13 protein-coding genes are annotated in these 15,952 nt (G+C 62.4%); 4 read left to right on the top strand and 9 right to left on the bottom strand.

All coding sequences use genetic code 11. The features are described 5' to 3' along the window. From GV819_RS13375 to exaC, 8 genes are all read right to left on the bottom strand, one after another. Positions 1-657: a DedA family protein gene (locus GV819_RS13375; protein WP_161756558.1), complete on the bottom strand. Its 657-nt coding sequence runs from the start codon at positions 655-657 to the stop codon at positions 1-3. 244 nt (positions 658-901) lie between these two features. Beyond that, entirely contained in the window at positions 902-1,360 is a 459-nt protein-coding gene (locus GV819_RS13370) for a GNAT family N-acetyltransferase (protein WP_161756557.1), read from the bottom strand. 106 nt (positions 1,361-1,466) lie between these two features. After that, entirely contained in the window at positions 1,467-2,291 is an 825-nt protein-coding gene (eutC, locus tag GV819_RS13365; RefSeq protein WP_161756556.1) for an ethanolamine ammonia-lyase subunit EutC, read from the bottom strand. An 11-nt stretch (positions 2,292-2,302) separates the two neighbouring features. Continuing rightward, positions 2,303-3,697: an ethanolamine ammonia-lyase subunit EutB gene (locus tag GV819_RS13360; protein WP_161756555.1), complete on the bottom strand. Its 1,395-nt coding sequence runs from the start codon at positions 3,695-3,697 to the stop codon at positions 2,303-2,305. A 51-nt stretch (positions 3,698-3,748) separates the two neighbouring features. Beyond that, on the bottom strand, positions 3,749-5,944 hold the full coding sequence (locus tag GV819_RS13355) for an ethanolamine ammonia-lyase (protein ID WP_161756554.1): 2,196 nt from the start codon (positions 5,942-5,944) through the stop codon (positions 3,749-3,751). 28 nt (positions 5,945-5,972) lie between these two features. Continuing rightward, complete coding sequence (locus tag GV819_RS13350; protein ID WP_161756553.1) at positions 5,973-7,409, bottom strand: ethanolamine ammonia-lyase reactivating factor EutA; 1,437 nt, start codon at positions 7,407-7,409, stop codon at positions 5,973-5,975. A 25-nt stretch (positions 7,410-7,434) separates the two neighbouring features. After that, a complete protein-coding gene (gene eutH / locus GV819_RS13345) occupies positions 7,435-8,715 on the bottom strand; it encodes an ethanolamine utilization protein EutH (RefSeq protein ID WP_161756552.1) in 1,281 nt (426 codons plus the stop codon). Positions 8,716-8,902: 187 nt separating this feature from the next. Continuing rightward, on the bottom strand, positions 8,903-10,423 hold the full coding sequence (gene exaC, locus GV819_RS13340) for an acetaldehyde dehydrogenase ExaC (RefSeq protein ID WP_161756551.1): 1,521 nt from the start codon (positions 10,421-10,423) through the stop codon (positions 8,903-8,905). A gap of 435 nt (positions 10,424-10,858) precedes the next feature. Between exaC and GV819_RS13335 the strand changes: the two genes are divergently transcribed. The 4 genes from GV819_RS13335 to GV819_RS13320 all read left to right on the top strand — a co-directional run bounded on the left by GV819_RS13335 (position 10,859) and on the right by GV819_RS13320 (position 15,236). Next, a complete protein-coding gene (locus GV819_RS13335; protein WP_161756550.1) occupies positions 10,859-12,778 on the top strand; it encodes a sigma-54-dependent Fis family transcriptional regulator in 1,920 nt (639 codons plus the stop codon). Between the two features lie 199 nt (positions 12,779-12,977). After that, complete coding sequence (gene mpl / locus GV819_RS13330; RefSeq protein WP_161756549.1) at positions 12,978-14,327, top strand: UDP-N-acetylmuramate:L-alanyl-gamma-D-glutamyl-meso-diaminopimelate ligase; 1,350 nt, start codon at positions 12,978-12,980, stop codon at positions 14,325-14,327. Continuing rightward, entirely contained in the window at positions 14,324-14,956 is a 633-nt protein-coding gene (ubiX, locus tag GV819_RS13325) for a flavin prenyltransferase UbiX (RefSeq protein ID WP_161756548.1), read from the top strand. The genes mpl and ubiX overlap by 4 nt, the downstream gene beginning before the upstream one ends. Next, a complete protein-coding gene (locus GV819_RS13320; RefSeq protein ID WP_161756547.1) occupies positions 14,949-15,236 on the top strand; it encodes a YceK/YidQ family lipoprotein in 288 nt (95 codons plus the stop codon). Before ubiX ends, GV819_RS13320 begins: the two co-directional genes overlap by 8 nt. A 57-nt stretch (positions 15,237-15,293) precedes the next feature. On the opposite strand, the gene GV819_RS13315 is transcribed toward GV819_RS13320, so the two are convergent. Further along, a complete protein-coding gene (locus GV819_RS13315) occupies positions 15,294-15,935 on the bottom strand; it encodes an oxidoreductase (protein ID WP_161756546.1) in 642 nt (213 codons plus the stop codon). Between the last annotated feature and the right edge of the window lie 17 nt (positions 15,936-15,952).

The raw sequence follows: 15,952 nt of genomic DNA, 5'->3' as shown, positions 1-15,952 counted from the left end.
TTAGCGGTTTTCGGCTTTTTCAGCGCTGCGACCGAAGCGGCTGCGCAATACGCCGATGATCATCGGTACCAGGGACAGCAGGATGATGGCCACCACCAGCAGCGAGAGGTTCTTCTTGATGAAGGGGACGTTACCGAAGAAGTAACCCAGGGTCACCAGGCCGCCGACCCAGAGGATGGTGCCAACCACACTGAAGGTGAAGAAGCGCGGATAGGGCATTCGGGCCACACCGGCGACGAAGGGTGCGAAGGTACGGATGATTGGCAGGAAGCGCGCCAGGGTCACGGTCTTGCCACCGTGCTTTTCATAGAATTCGTGGGTTTTTTCCAGGTAGTCGCGGCGGAAGATCTTCGAATTGGGGTTGCTGAACAGGCGTTCTCCTGCCGTTCGCCCAATCACGTAGTTGGTGCTGTCGCCAAGGATCGCCGCCAGCATCAGCAAGCCGCCCAGTAGCACCGGATCCATGCCGCCACCTGCCGCTACCGCACCGGCAATGAACAGCAAGGAGTCGCCGGGAAGAAACGGTGTCACCACCAGGCCGGTTTCACAGAAAATCACCAGAAACAGGATGGCGTAGATCCATGGCCCGTAATTGTTCACCAACATGTCGAGATAAACGTCGAGATGAAGGATTAAGTCGATCGGGTTGAAATCCATTGGGGCACCTGTGGTGACAGCCTGGCTCGACAGGCCTGTGCGATGGCTCGGGGCAAGGGACTACAGGGATATGTAGCTTCTCTTACGATCCGAAAAGGTCGGCATTATAAAGGCTGGTAGGTGAAATGCGTGTTCAGATTGTAGCGGGGCATTTCGGCTTGAGAGATCGCCGATAGATGGTACAGAGGGCCGTCACAGAGAGGCCGGAAATGACAAAGCGGCCCTGAGGCCGCGGTCTGTCGGGTCAGTCGTCGCTGAGGGGCAAGACGTAGTTCTTGAACTCGGTGTCTTCGCGAAAACCGATGGACTCATAGGTTTTTCGCGCCACTTCGTTGTTGCTACTAGTGGACACTCGCAAACGAACGGCGTTGGTGTCCTTGGCCATCTTCTTCGCGGTGCGCATCAGGTTGTCGGCCACCAACTGGCGGCGAGCGTCTTCGGCGACATAGATGTCGTTGAGAATCCATACGCGCTTGAGGGACAGGGAAGAGAAGCTTGGGTACAGCTGGCAAAATCCCAGCAGTTTGTTGTTGTCATCATCGGCCAGGGCCAGGTAAATCACCGATTCCTTGCGGCGCAAACGCTTTTCCAGAAAGCTCCGGGATGAGTCCGGATAGGGCAGGGCGCCATAGAATTCGCGGTATTTGACGAATAGCGGGGTCAACAGATCCAGGTGCTCGAGGGTTGCTTGAGTAATCCGCATGGTGGCTCTCAACTTCAAGTGGATGTGACGGCGCGGGGTGGATGACTCGGGCAGCCGTGTTCCGATGCTGCCCAAAGCGGCGAAAAAGCGCAATCGTCTCGCAAAATCACGTTTGAGGTGGACCCAGGAGGAAGTTGCCCTTCATATCCGCAGGCGAGTCGCTGTCCAGTGTCTGGATTTGTGCTTCGTCCTTGAGGTTCACCCCCGATAATTGCCGGCGGCAGGCTTCGCGCATGAGGTACAGCAGGCGGTGGGCGGCCATGCCGTAGCTCAGACCTTCCAGGCGCACATTGGAGATGCAGTTGCGATAGGCGTCGGTAAGTCCGACTTTGGGCTGGTAGGTGAAGTACAGCCCCAGGCTGTCAGGGGAACTGAGGCCAGGGCGTTCGCCGATCAGGATCACGGTCATTTTTGCGCCCAGCAGTTGGCCTACCTCGTCGGCCACCGCTACTCGGCCTTGCTCCACCAGGACTACTGGCGACAACGACCAGCCTTCAGCGGCGGTCTGCTCTTCCATGCGCGCCAGAAACGGCAAGGTATGGCGATGCACCGCCAGGGCCGAAAGGCCGTCGGCCACCACCACTGCCAGGTCCACGCCGCCGGGATGGGCGCTGGCGTAGTCACGCAGAGCCTGTGCCGACGTGTCACTGAGCCGGCGCCCCAGATCAGGGCGTTGCAGGTAGCTGTGGCGATCGCTGGCGGCGCTGTGCAGCAGCAGGCTGTCACGGCCGCGTTCCGCCAATTGCGTGCTAAGTCCGGCATGGTCGAAGGGCAGGTGCACGGCGTCCCGGGCTTGGGCGTGGGCGTACTGGAAGTCCAGTTGGGCGCCGGTCGGCAGGCTGGTGCCGGTGCGGCCCAGGGCAATGCGCGCTGGGGTCAGGCGGCGCAGTTCCAGCCAGGGGTTTTGCGAATCGGTCGGGTGTTTTTGCATGAGCCTGCTCCTTATCCCAGCTGTGCCAGTGCCTGGCGGAAAGCCGGCGGCAGATTGTTGCCGAAATGCACCTTGCCGTCGGCCTGGGTGAAGATCCCGGTCCTGGCCAGCCATTGCTCGAATTCGGGAGCAGGTTTCAGGCCAAGGGTCTGGCGAGCGTAGAGCGCGTCGTGGAAGGAGGTGGTCTGGTAGTTGAGCATGATGTCGTCGGAACCCGGGATGCCCATGATGAAGTTGATCCCGGCCACCCCCAGCAGGGTCAGCAAGGTATCCATGTCGTCCTGGTCGGCCTCGGCGTGGTTGGTGTAGCAGATGTCGCAGCCCATGGGTACGCCCAGCAGCTTGCCGCAGAAGTGGTCTTCCAGGCCGGCGCGGATGATCTGCTTGCCGTTGTACAGATACTCGGGGCCGATGAAGCCGACCACGGTGTTCACCAGAAAAGGCTTGAAGTGCCGAGCCACCGCATAGGCGCGGGTTTCACAGGTCTGTTGGTCGATGCCGAAGTGCGCGTTGGCCGACAGGGCACTGCCTTGGCCGGTTTCGAAGTACATCAGGTTGTTGCCCAGGGTGCCGCGGTTCAGGCTCAGGCCCGCTTCGTAACCTTCCTTGAGCACGTTGAGGTTGATGCCGAAGCTGGCGTTGGCCGCTTCGGTGCCGGCAATCGACTGGAACACCAGGTCCAGAGGCACGCCACGGTTGATCGCCTCGATCGAGGTGGTGACGTGGGTCAGCACGCAGGCCTGGGTCGGGATCTCGTAGCGCTGGATAATGGCGTCGAGCATTTCCAGCATGGCGCAGATCGAGGCGATGCTGTCGGTGGCCGGGTTGATGCCGATCATGGCGTCGCCGTTGCCGTACAGCAGGCCGTCGAGAATGCTCGCGGCGATGCCCGCCGGTTCGTCGGTGGGATGGTTGGGCTGCAGGCGGGTGGAGAGCCGCCCGCGCAGGCCCATGGTGCCGCGGAACTGGGTCACCACGCGGATCTTTTGCGCCACCAGCACCAAGTCCTGCACCCGCATGATCTTCGATACCGCAGCGGCCATTTCCGGCGTCAGGCCCGGGGCCAGCTCCCGTAGGCTCTGCTCGTCGGCCGCGTCGCTGAGCAACCAGTCGCGAAAGCCGCCAACCGTGAGATGGCTGACGGTCGCGAAGGCACTTTTGTCATGGCTGTCGATGATCAGCCGGGTGACTTCGTCGGACTCGTAGGGGATCAGCACTTCCTCGAGAAAGTGCTTGAGGGGGATATCCGCCAGAGTCATCTGCGCAGCGACTCGCTCGCCGTCGTTGAGGGCGGCGACCCCGGCCAGGAAGTCTCCGGAACGGGCCGGACTGGCCTTGGCCATGACTTCCTTGAGGCTGTCGAAGCGATAGGTCTGAGAACCTACGCTGTGGGAAAATTGGGCCATCTCAGTCTCCGTTTCAACGATTTAGGGGCGTTGCCGAATGCTGGCGGATCATCAGGATGCCACCTTCTTCAGCAGATTTTCCAGACGATTGCCGGCGGCCCGGTGGTGAAGGATGGCAAAGGCCTTTTCCGCCACCACACTGCCGCCTTCCAACGGTGGCAGGCCACCGCTGTAGATGTTCGAGATCACTGTGTATTCGTAGCGGATCTGTGGGTTGCCGCTGAACTGCGCGGCGGCCTGGCGCGCCTTGTCGTCCGGCAGGCGGTAGCCCAGGTAGGCGGACATGCTCCGTGAGGCCAGGGCATCGCCGCCGGGCCGTTCGCCAATCAGTACGATGATCAATTGCGGTTGCAGGGCCTCACCCACTGACTCTGCCAGCTTGACCCGGCCGTAGGGCGCGAGGATCGGCTGGCCGATACGCAGTTCGCGGCTGTGCAGGCCGTCCAGCAGCACCGGTAGCAATTCGGGAATGTTGTGATGGATGGCCTCGGCGCTGAGGCCGTCGGAGATCACGATCTGCACGTCGTTGTATTCCGGTTGCAGGTGACGCAGCACTTCTTCGGTGAGCCGTGCCCCCAGTTCCGGGTCCTGCAGGTGGGCCAGCTTGTCCGGGGCAGCAGTGCGCAGCTCGCGCAGGGGGATGGCGCCGATCTCGGTGGGGCGCAGGTCGACGTAGATCGCCTCCCGGGCCACCGCCAGGTTGGCCCGTACCGTGCGCGACACGCTGTTGGCCGGGCGCGGCCCGGCGTTGTCGAAGCCATAGGTGGCCGGAGTGGACTCCAGCAGGCGCTGGAAGTCGATCTCCGATTCGCAGAAGATCCGCGGGTTGCCCCAGTTCGGCCCGCGCTCCACGTTGCCGTGGGCGTCTTCCTGGAAAATTCCCTTGCCCAGCGCCCAGCGCAGGTACTCCGGGGCCGGGGCCAGGTCGTGGACCTCGCGCAGGGTCTGGTTGTCGTGGGCGCTGGTGTCGAAGTAGGCGAGCATGCGGTCGGTGCTCAGGTACACGTCCATGAAGAAGTTGGCCCCGGCGGCAGTCAGCAACTCGGTGGCCATCTGCTGGCCTTCGAGGGTCACTTGCGAGTGCAGGGTGTAGCAGGGCGCCATGCCCATGGGCAACCCCAGCAGCTTGCCCATGAACTGGTCCTGCAGGCAGGAATAGGTCATCTCGAAGTTGTCGAGGTGGGTTTCCGGACCGATGAAACCGGTGACGTTGTTCACCATGTACGGCCGGTAGCGCCGCGCCAGCCCATAGCACAGGGCTTCACAGGTGGTCATGTCGATGCCTTCGTGCTTGCCATAGGTCAGCTCGCTGCCCTGGCCGGTCTCGAAGTACATGAAGTTTTCCGCCACGTCCCGCAATGGACCGCGTTCGGCCATGGCCTGCCAGGCCAGGTCCAGCAGTTGCACGGTGACGTCGAATTCGTCGGTCAGGGTGCGTTCGGTGCCCGCCAGGCTCTGGAACATGATTTCCACCGGCGCTCCCTGGTCGAGGCAGGCCAGTTGGGTCTTGATGTGGGAGAGCACGCAGATCTGCGTCGGCGCTCCGGTTTCCCGGCGCAGTTTGTCCAGGTGGCGCAGGGTGGCGCTGATGTTGTCCACGGTGTCGATGGCCGGGTTGAGCCCGATCAAGGCGTCGCCCGAGCCCATGCTCAGGCCGGTGTAGACCAGCAGGGTGATGCCGCTGAGGTTGTCGGTGGGGTGGTTGGGCTGCAGTCGCGACGATAGGGTTCCGGGCAGGCCTACCAGGGTCCGGGCCTTGGCTGCGGCGCCGCTCTTGAGCTTTTTCGACAGCAGGATCAGTTCATGCACATCCAGCAGCTTGGCCAGGGCCGCCACCATCACCCCGGTCAGCGCCGTGCCGATGCGGCGTATTTCAGTGCCGTGGCTGCGCAGCAGGCGATCTTTCAGGCCGCCCAGGGGCAGTTCGGCGATCTCTCTGAAGACCTCGTGGTCGATGTCATAGTTGACCTGCATGACGCTGTCGATCTGGCCGTGGCGGTCAGTCAGCGGGTGCTCGAAATAGTGGGCCAGGGTCAGTTCTGAGAGCACCTTGCGCGCGCCCTCGCGGGTGATTTCATCCACGGCTGCAAGCCCCCCCACGCGGTCGCCGGCCTTGCTGATGTCGGCGGCGCCGAGCACCGCCTTGAGGCTGGCGAACGTGATCTCGCGGTCCAGCACCCGGGTGCTGTAGGGGCGTTCGCCAGTTGTGGCAGGTAGGCGGATCTGCGGCAGTGGGGTAAGTGACATGGCAAGACTCTCCTTGGCCGGCATCGGCTCAGTGCACGCCGTAGAAGGCGACGGGCACGATGTGCTGGTGGGGTTTTCCCAGATTGATGAAATGCGCTGAACGCTCGCGCACTTCATCGATGACGATCAGGTTGCAAGAACTGCGCCCCCAATCCGTGGCGTAGTTGCCCAGGACCTTGCCGACGTTGCTTTCCAGCAGCAGCACCAGCGGCCATTGGCGGCCTGGTGAGGCTTCGGCCAGGGTCTGGGACAAACGGGCTCCCAGTTGGCGGATTTCTTCCAGGCGTGGGGCCTGCCCGCCGTCGAGCAATTGCAGGCAGGCACCGTCTTGGCTGCTCAAGGCCAGGGCCAGGGCATTCTCCAGCTGTTGCTGGGAGGCGCGAATGGACAGGCGGGCGACGATGGGCAGGTCCTTGAGCGGTAGCGCCTCGGGATGAGGCAAGAACAGCGTACTGCCGGAGATTTCGGTGTTATGCAGGGTCAGGCCGTAGACCGTGGCCCGGCCGCGGTTTTCCGGCACCAGCCGGGTGGCATCCCGCACCAATCGCGGGTGACGAGAGATCGCCAGGGCGAGGTCGATGCCCAGGTCGCCGTAATAGGTGGTGCCGGGCAAAGACTCCCCTTGCAGGTGCCGATAGAGCAGCTCGCCAACGCCCCCGGAAAAGGTCAGGGCCAGGGGCGCTGCGTGGGGCGGGAGGATCAACGGAAGTTGCTCGGTCAACTGGCCGAGTTGGTCGGCAAAGAACGCCCGATCGCCCTCGACGATCGCCACCAGGGCATCGATGTACCAACTGAGCACGGCGTCCAGTTCCGGGGTATCGAGGCGCTGCCCGGGCATTTTGTCGATACCCAGGTGATCGAGCAGTGCCCGCCCGAACTCTGAAACACCTCTGAGGCTGTAGCTGCCCGGCTCAAACTGCAGGTGCCGGGCACCGATGAAGTGGCAGCCGCTGGCCAGCACATTGCCGTCCAGGCCCAAGGCCGCGTTAGTGGTGCCGCCGCCAATATCCAGGTTGAGCATTGGTTGCTCGCGGTGAAAACGGCTGAGGGCCGAGCAACTGCCCATGAACGCCAGCCAGGACTCCAGGCCACCGTCATCGGCGCGGGTGACCAATGCGTTGCCGATCAGTTGCCCCACCAGTTGCGCCAGGGCCTGGGCGTTGTGCCGCCGGGCCGCCAGGCCGGTGATGATCACCCCACCGGAAAACAGCTGCTCCGGGCGTACCCCGGCCTGTTCAAGCCAGGTTTCGATCAAACCCTGGATCGCGGCTTCATCGATGACCTTGTCCTTGAACGGCGTGAACACCGGGTCGCCGCGAAACAGCACTCGGGGTTCGTTGAGGGCCATGCGTCCGGTAACGCAGTGGCTGCTGAGGCTGGCTTGGGCGATCAGCACGCTGCTGGTGGTGGACCCGAAGTCCAGCCCCAGCAGCAGTACCGGTGCGCCACCAATGGTGGCTTGCATGCAGGCGATCCTCGCCGCGCCGGAATCAGGCCGTGGCCTTCTGGCCCGCCGGTTCTGGGGTTTCTACTGCCTTGCCGCCCAGGTACTCGCCTTCGGCGATGATCCCCGCCGCCCGGTCCTCGGCTTCCAGTTGCAGGGCCTTGGGCACCGACAGCCAGTAGGCCAGGCCCACCGCGACAAAGCCGGCGCTGATCTTGCCGATCAGGACCGGCAGGATGATGGTCGGCTGGAAGTTGGCGGTGAAGGACAGGTGGTCCCCCAGCAGGAAGGCTGCGCACACGCCGAAAGCGATGTTGATCACTTTGTCCTTGGGCGGCATGAAGCGCACCAGGCGGAACATGGCGAGGATGTTGGCGATGGTTGCCAGCATGCCGGCGCTGCCCACGGCACTTAGGCCGATCTTGCCGCCGAGGTTTTCCAGCGGTTTGCCCAGGTATTTGCGCAGCAGATAGACCATGGGGAAGGCCCCGGCCAGCATGATGCCGATGTAGCCGGCGGTTTCCAGGGCGCGGGTCTGGTCCTGGGCATCGGCGATGATCGGGTGGAAACCCCAGCTGCCGAACACCACGGAGAAGACCCCGGTGAAGTATTCGACGATGGAGAACACCAGCACCAGCTTGATCGCCGCGTCCATGGCCCGGCCGAAGATGATGAAACCCTTGATCATCATGTCGGGCAAAAACCGCAGGCCCAGGGCCAGGGCCACGACGAAGATCAGGATCGGCAGCAGATTGGCGAAGATGCTCCCCAGGCCCAGGGCCAGTTGATAGCTGGCTTCACCGTTGGTGGTCACCAGTTCACGCACCAGCGGGTTGCTGAAGGCCAGGATCAGGCTGGCGATCATCACGCCTACCGGGATGGTCAGGATGCCGGACATGATCCCCAGGGCCATGTACTTGTGGTCGCGCTTGTCGAGCATCGCCAGGCCCATGGGAATCGAGAAGACGATGGTGGCACCGCCCATGAAGCCGGTGATCAGCGCCATCACCAGCGCTTCCTTGCTGGCGGCCAGGGCCGAGGCCAGTTGATAGCCGCCCATGTCCGAGGCGATGATCATGGTTGCCGCCAGGGCCGGGTCGGCCCCCAGGGAGTTGAAGAACGGACCGAAGACGGTCTCGATGACCACCGTCAGGTAGGGGATGGAAGCCATGATCCCGGCAGCCGGCACGAAGATATAGCCGGTGGCATGGATGCCTTCCATGAATTCTTTGCCCAGCCCGCGCTCACTGTCGTAGATAGCGGCGAAGGCGCCGAGTACGGCGCAGAGCATGATGAGGTAGAGCACGTAGTTGCCGATCTGATCCATTGGGTGTGTCCCTTGTTATTGTTTTTCAGCAGCCTCTTTGGGCCTTGTGCACGACTGTTTTGGCGCAGAACTTCCGACAGCAGTGTCCCGTCCGGCAAGCCTTTGGCGACGGATCGGAGCAGGTCAAGCGGGCGCGGCGAGGCCGCAAAAAAGACCTCCCGGCGACCTGGGTCGCCGGGAGGGGCGATCAGAAGAAGCCCAGTGGGTTGATGTCGTAGCTCACCAGCAGGTTCTTGGTCTGCTGGTAGTGGTCGAGCATCATCTTGTGGGTTTCACGACCGACGCCGGACTTCTTGTAGCCGCCGAACGCGGCGTGCGCCGGGTACAGGTGGTAGCAGTTGGTCCAGACGCGGCCGGCCTTGATCCCGCGGCCCATGCGGTAGGCGCGGTTGATGTCGCGGGTCCAGACCCCGGCACCCAGGCCGAACTCGGTGTCGTTGGCAATGGCCAGGGCTTCGGCTTCGTCCTTGAAGGTGGTGACGCTGACCACCGGGCCGAAGATTTCTTCCTGGAACACCCGCATCTTGTTGGTGCCCTTGAGCAGGGTCGGCTGGATGTAGTAACCGGTCGCCAGGTCGCCTTCGAGTTTCTCTACCTTGCCGCCAGTGAGCAGTTGCGCGCCTTCGTTCTTGGCGATGTCGAGGTAGGAGAGGATCTTGTCGAACTGCTGCTCGGAGGCCTGGGCGCCGACCATGGTGTCGGTATCCAGTGGGTCGCCACGCTTGATCTGTTCGATCTTCTTCATCACCACTTGCATGAATTCGTCGTAGATCGACTCCTGCACCAGGGCGCGGGACGGGCAGGTGCAGACTTCACCCTGGTTGAAGAACGCCAGCACCAGGCCTTCAGCGGCTTTTTCGATGAAGGTCGGTTCGGCCTGCATGATGTCGGCGAAGAAGATGTTCGGCGACTTGCCGCCCAACTCCACGGTAGAGGGAATGATGTTCTCGGCGGCGCACTTCATGATGTGCGAGCCCACTGGAGTGGAGCCGGTGAAGGCGATCTTGGCGATGCGCTTGCTGGTGGCCAGGGCTTCGCCGGCTTCGCGGCCGAAACCTTGCACTACGTTGAGTACGCCTGGAGGCAGCAAGTCGCCGATCACTTCCATCAGCACGGTGATGCCCAGTGGGGTCTGCTCGGCGGGCTTGAGTACCACGCAGTTGCCGGCGGCCAGGGCCGGGGCGAGTTTCCAGGCGGCCATCAGGATCGGGAAGTTCCACGGGATGATCTGTCCGACCACGCCCAGGGGTTCATGGATGTGATAGGCGACAGTGTTGCCGTCGATTTCCGCGGCGCTGCCTTCCTGGGCCCGCAGGCAACCGGCGAAGTAGCGGAAGTGGTCGGCGGCCAGTGGAATGTCGGCGTTCAGCGTCTCGCGCACGGCCTTGCCGTTATCCCAGGTTTCGGTGATGGCCAGCAGTTCAAGGTTCTGTTCGATGCGGTCGGCGATCTTCAGCAGGATCAGCGAGCGAGCCTGCACCGAGGTAGTGCCCCAGGCATCGGCGGCGGCATGAGCGGCGTCCAGGGCCTTGTCGATGTCTTCGGCAGTGGAGCGGGGGAATTCGGCAATGGGCTGGCCGTTGACCGGCGAGGTGTTGGTGAAGTACTGGCCTTTGACGGGGGCGACGAATTCGCCACCGATGTAGTTACCGTACTTGCTCTTGAACGAAACGATAGCGCCTTCAGTACCGGGGTGTGCGTAACGCATGGTGGGTATCTCCTGGCTTTTATGCTTATGGGGGAGGACGCGCTGTAGCGCATGCAAAGCGTAGAGCAAAGGTCGGGCCAGGGTGGTGCGGACCCTATGGATCAAGGGTTTGTGGATGTTGCGAAGGCTCTTCGCGCAAGCGCTGTAACGGATCAGGCACAGTCGTGAGTGACAGTTTGTAACGCAAATGGCACAAGCTGTGACTCATGGGTCAAACCAGCATTGCAATGAAACGGCGGCTGGAGGATGCTGGTCCGCATGCCGAATCTTGTCGGACAGATTTGATGGTTTGTTGCTGTTTCTGCAGGAAGGGAAACGTCCCGGACGTCTTTGGCAGCCTCAAGATTTTGCGTCCCCTTCGGTGCCGATCGCAGCCTCTGGCAGCGGCTACAGGCTCCGTCCGTGCGTGACAGCGCAGCAGGAGAATAATAAGAAATGCACAGTAGTAATCACTTGAGTCGGCATGCCCAGCAGGTGCTGACCGTGGCCCAGGGCAAAGCCCATTTGCAGGGCCCGGGCAGCGATCCCTCCATTGCCCGGTCCTGGCTGCGTTGCCTTGAGGACTATCATCTCGATCCGACCCAGGCCATGGCGCCTACGGTGCTTGAGCACAGTCGCCTGCTGGAGAGCCGCGAGCGCCTGCAGGATGTGCTGCAAATCGCCGGGGCCGAGATGAGCAACCTGCATCAGCAATTGTCCGGCGCCGGTCACGCGGTGCTGTTGACCGATGCCCGGGGCGTGATCCTCAACCGCATCACCGCTCCCAGCGAGCGCAAGATCTTCGAGCATGCCGGCCTCTGGCTGGGCGCCGACTGGAGCGAGGCCCGGGAGGGCACTAACGGCATCGGCACCTGTCTGGTGGAGCGCCAGTCGCTGACCATTCACCAGGGCGAGCACTTTCGTGGTCGGCATACTGGGCTGACCTGTTCCGCGAGTCCGGTGTTCGATCCTCATGGCGAACTGCTGGCAGTGCTCGATGTATCGTCGGCGCGCCAGGATGTCTCCCGCCAGAGCCAGTTCCACACCATGGCCCTGGTCAACCTCTCGGCGAAGATGATCGAGAGCTGTTATTTCCTGCGGTATTTCGAAAACCAGTGGCTGCTGCGCTTTCATTTGCAGGCGGAGTCTGTGGGGCTGTTCAGCGAGGGGTTGTTGGCGTTTGACGGTGAGGGCCGGATCAGTGCGGTGAACCAGAGTGCCTTGAACCTGCTGGGACATGTTCGTGGCGGTTTGTTGGGCAAGCCGGTGGAGAGTTTTTTCGACTGTTCCCTGAATGAGTTGCTCAGTCGCGCCAGTGTCAACGCCAGTGCCAGTTGGCCATTGCGTACCCGGGATGGACGCCGCTTGTTTGCCTTGCTGCGTGGCCAGCCGCAACCTGTCACGCAACCGCTGCTGCGGGCGCCAACAGATGTTGTGCAGCCGCGAACCTCAGGTATCTGCCTGGGGGATGAAGGGCTGCAGAATGATTTTCGCCGGGCCTCACGCGTGTTCGAGCGTGACGTGCCGTTGTTGATCAATGGTGAAACCGGTTCTGGCAAGGAGGCCTTCGCCAAGGCTGTGCACCAGGGCAGTGCCCGGGCGGAAAAAGCCTTTGTCGCGCTCAACTGCGCGGCAATTCCGGAGAGCCTGATCGAGAGCGAACTGTTCGGGTATCGCGGCGGCAGCTTTACCGGCGCGCGCAAGGAGGGCATGCGCGGTAAGTTGCAACAGGCTGATGGCGGTACCTTGTTCCTCGATGAAATCGGCGATATGCCCCTGGCTTTGCAGACCCGTTTGCTGCGGGTGTTGGAGGATCGCCTGGTGGTGCCTATCGGTGGTGAGCCCCAGGCGGTCAACGTACGCATCATCAGTGCCACCCACCGCGATCTGCTGGAGCGGGTGCGAGACGGCAGTTTCCGAGAGGATCTGTACTACCGGCTCAATGGCCTGGAGATTGCGCTGCCGGCGTTACGTGATCGCAGTGATAAATCCCAGTTGCTGGACTTTCTCCTGGCTGAAGAGGCGGGTGGGCAGCCGGTGGTGCTGGATGAAGCGGCGCGCCAGGCGTTGTTGAGTCACTCATGGCCGGGCAACGTACGACAGTTGCGCAACGTGCTTCGGACCTTGGCGGCCCTGTGTGAACACGGCCGTATCGACCTGGAGGATCTGCCGCCATTGATCCGGCACGCCCGACCGATGCCCGTCAGCGGGCCAGTCGAGGCAATCCCCGAGCGGCCCCTGGAAGACGCCGAGCGTGCGGCGTTGCTGGTGGCTCTGGAGCAACAGCGCTGGCATATGACCCATACCGCTGAGCAACTGGGGGTCAGTCGCAACACTCTCTATAGAAAGCTGCGCAAGCACGGTATCGCCCGCTGAGCCCCTGCGGCTCACGGGTAACCGCTGGTGCAGAGTGCTTTGAGTCGTAGGCGGCGATTCAAGGCTCGCTGCAGGTCCTGCAAATTTATCCTCTGGACGCGGCCCGAGCCTGCGGAGGCGGCTGTACCTCCCCGTCAGCTAAAGGGTGCGATTTGCAGCCCTCTAGGCTAACCTGCGCCGATGTTTTATGAGGTCGACTATGCACATCCATATTCTCGGTATCTGCGGCACTTTCATGGGCTCGATGGCGGTTCTGGCCAAAGAACTTGGCCATCACGTCACCGGTTCCGACGCCAACGTCTATCCGCCGATGAGCACCCAGTTGCAAGCCCAGGGCATCGAGCTGACGCAAGGTTATGACCCTGCTCAGTTGGACCCTGCGCCGGATCTGGTGGTGATCGGCAATGCCATGTCTCGGGGTAATCCGGCCGTGGAATATGTGCTGAATAAAGGCCTGCCCTATGTCTCCGGTCCGCAGTGGCTGGCGGACCATGTGCTGCAGGGGCGTTGGGTGCTGGCAGTGGCCGGCACCCACGGCAAGACCACTACTAGCAGCATGCTGGCCTGGGTCCTGGAACATGCCGGCATGAGCCCGGGCTTCCTGATCGGCGGTGTGCCGCAAAATTTCGCCGTCTCGGCACGCCTGGGGGGCACGCCGTTCTTCGTGATCGAGGCCGATGAGTACGACAGCGCCTTCTTTGACAAGCGCTCCAAGTTCGTCCATTACCGCCCGCGTACCGCGATCCTCAACAATCTTGAGTTCGATCATGCGGATATTTTTCCTGACCTGGCGGCCATCGAGCGGCAGTTCCACCATCTGGTGCGCATCATCCCCAGCGAAGGCCTGGTCATTCATCCCACCACCGAGTCGGCCTTGCAGCGGGTGATCGAAATGGGGTGCTGGACTCCGGTGCAGACCACCGGCGTTGGTGGCCAGTGGCAGGTCAAGTTGCTCAGCGCCGACGGTTCGGCTTTCGAAGTGATGTTCGAAGGCGTGAGCCAGGGTGTGGTGGAGTGGGAGCTGACCGGGCAGCACAACGTCGCCAACGCCCTGGCCACCCTGGCTGCTGCACGCCATGTGGGGGTTGTGCCGTCCCTGGGGATCGCGGGATTGAGCACATTCAAGAGTGTGAAGCGGCGTATGGAGAAAGTCGCCGAAGTGCAGGGCGTGACTATTTACGACGACTTTGCCCACCACCCAACCGCCATCGCCACCACGCTGGACGGCCTGCGCAAGCGGGTCGGCGATGCCCCGGTGATTGCCATTATCGAACCGCGCTCCAACTCCATGAAGCTCGGCGCACACCGTGATGGGCTGCCGGAAAGTGTCAATCAGGCCGATCAGGTGATCTGGTATGCGCCGGCCAACCTGGGTTGGGACCTGGCGGCAACGGCGGCGCTGTGTACGGTGCCGTCGATTGTCAGCGACTCGCTGGAGGGAATCATCGAGCGGGTGAAAAGCCAGGCCAAGCCTGGTACCCAGGTGGTGATCATGAGCAACGGCGGATTCGGTGGCCTGCACGGCAAGCTGGCTGAGGCGCTGCAATGAGCAACGGCCCGGAACGCATCACACTGGCAATGACCGGTGCCTCCGGCGCCCAGTACGGGTTGCGCCTGCTGGATTGCCTGGTGCGTGAGGACCGAGAGGTGCACTTCCTGATTTCCAAGGCCGCGCAGTTGGTCATGGCCACGGAAACCGACGTAACGCTGCCGCCCAAGCCGCAGATGATGCAGGCCTTCCTCACCGAATACACCGGTGCGGCGGTGGGGCAGATCCGTGTCTATGGCAAGGAGGACTGGATGTCACCGGTGGCTTCGGGTTCCGGCTCTCCCGCGGCGATGGTGGTGGTGCCGTGTTCCACCGGTACCTTGTCGGCGATTGCCACAGGCGCCTGCAACAACCTGATAGAGCGGGCTGCGGACGTAACCCTCAAGGAGCGCCGTCAGTTGATACTGGTACCTCGCGAGGCTCCGTACTCCAGCATTCACCTGGAGCACATGCTCAAGTTGTCGAATATGGGCGTGACCATTCTGCCGGCTTCGCCGGGCTTCTATCACCAGCCGCAAACCATCGACGATCTGGTGGATTTCGTCGTGGCGCGGATTCTCAACCTGTTGAATATTCCCCAGGACATGTTGCCGCGCTGGGGCGAGCACCATTTGAGCAGCGATGAATAAGTCCCTGCTGATGTTGCTGGCCGCCTTGCAACTGGGCGGCTGCGCCACGGCGCGTACGCTGAATGCGGCACAGCCTGGGGCACCGGTGGTGTATTCGGGGACGCGCCTGGACCTGTATGCGATGCAGGGTGGCTGTTGCGCCATGGACCGGTTTGGCGCGCAGGCACCCAGCTATCCGAGGCTGGATCTGCCGGCCAGCGCATTGCTCGATACATTGTTGCTACCGTTGTCGGTATTGACTGTTCTGGGAGTGGGGTTTCAGGCTACTGGCGGGTTGTAGCGCTTTGCCGGTAAGCCGGTTCCTGCAGGCGCAGGGACCGGCTTGCCCGTGATGAGATCATTTGCCCAGCTTGCGCAGCTCATCGGACTCCACCACCCGAGTGCCGCTTTGCTCTTCCAGGGCCAGGCGCCACATGGCTCGGGCCAGTTGGCAGGCCTCGATACCGCGATATTTGCCCGGAATCAGTCGCGACAAAGGGCCGGCCAATTGTTCGCCCAGACGCGGTTCGATCCGGTCTCCCAGCAGCAGTGAAGGGCGGCAAATGGTCAGTTGTGGCCAGCCCTGTTGCTTGAGCGCTTCTTCCATTTCCCCTTTGACCCGGTTGTAGAAGATCAACGACTTGGGATCGGCGCCCAGGGCGCTGATCACGATCAGGTGGCGTGCGCCCATTTCCCGCGCACGCTTGCCAAAGGCCACCACCATGTCCAGGTCCACTGCGCGAAAGGCGGCTTCGGAGCCGGCTTGCTTGATGGTGGTGCCCAGGCAGCAGAAGGCGATTTCGACTTTGCCGCTGAGCTGCGGCAGGAACACTGCTGGATCACCGACGGGGTTTTCCAGTCGTGGATGGTCGCTCAGTGGACGCCTGCTGGGAGCAAGGACACGGATGATGGTGGGCTCGTTGAGCAAGCGATCGAGCAGTTGCTCGCCGGTCAGCCCTGAGGCACCGGCAAGCAGGATATGCTGAGGCGTCAAGTACATGGTCATTCCCCCTTGAT

The sequence above is a fragment of the Pseudomonas sp. Fl5BN2 genome, assembly GCF_009908205.1.
Taxonomy (GTDB): domain Bacteria; phylum Pseudomonadota; class Gammaproteobacteria; order Pseudomonadales; family Pseudomonadaceae; genus Aquipseudomonas.
This window is presented reverse-complemented; position numbering and strand designations above follow the sequence as displayed.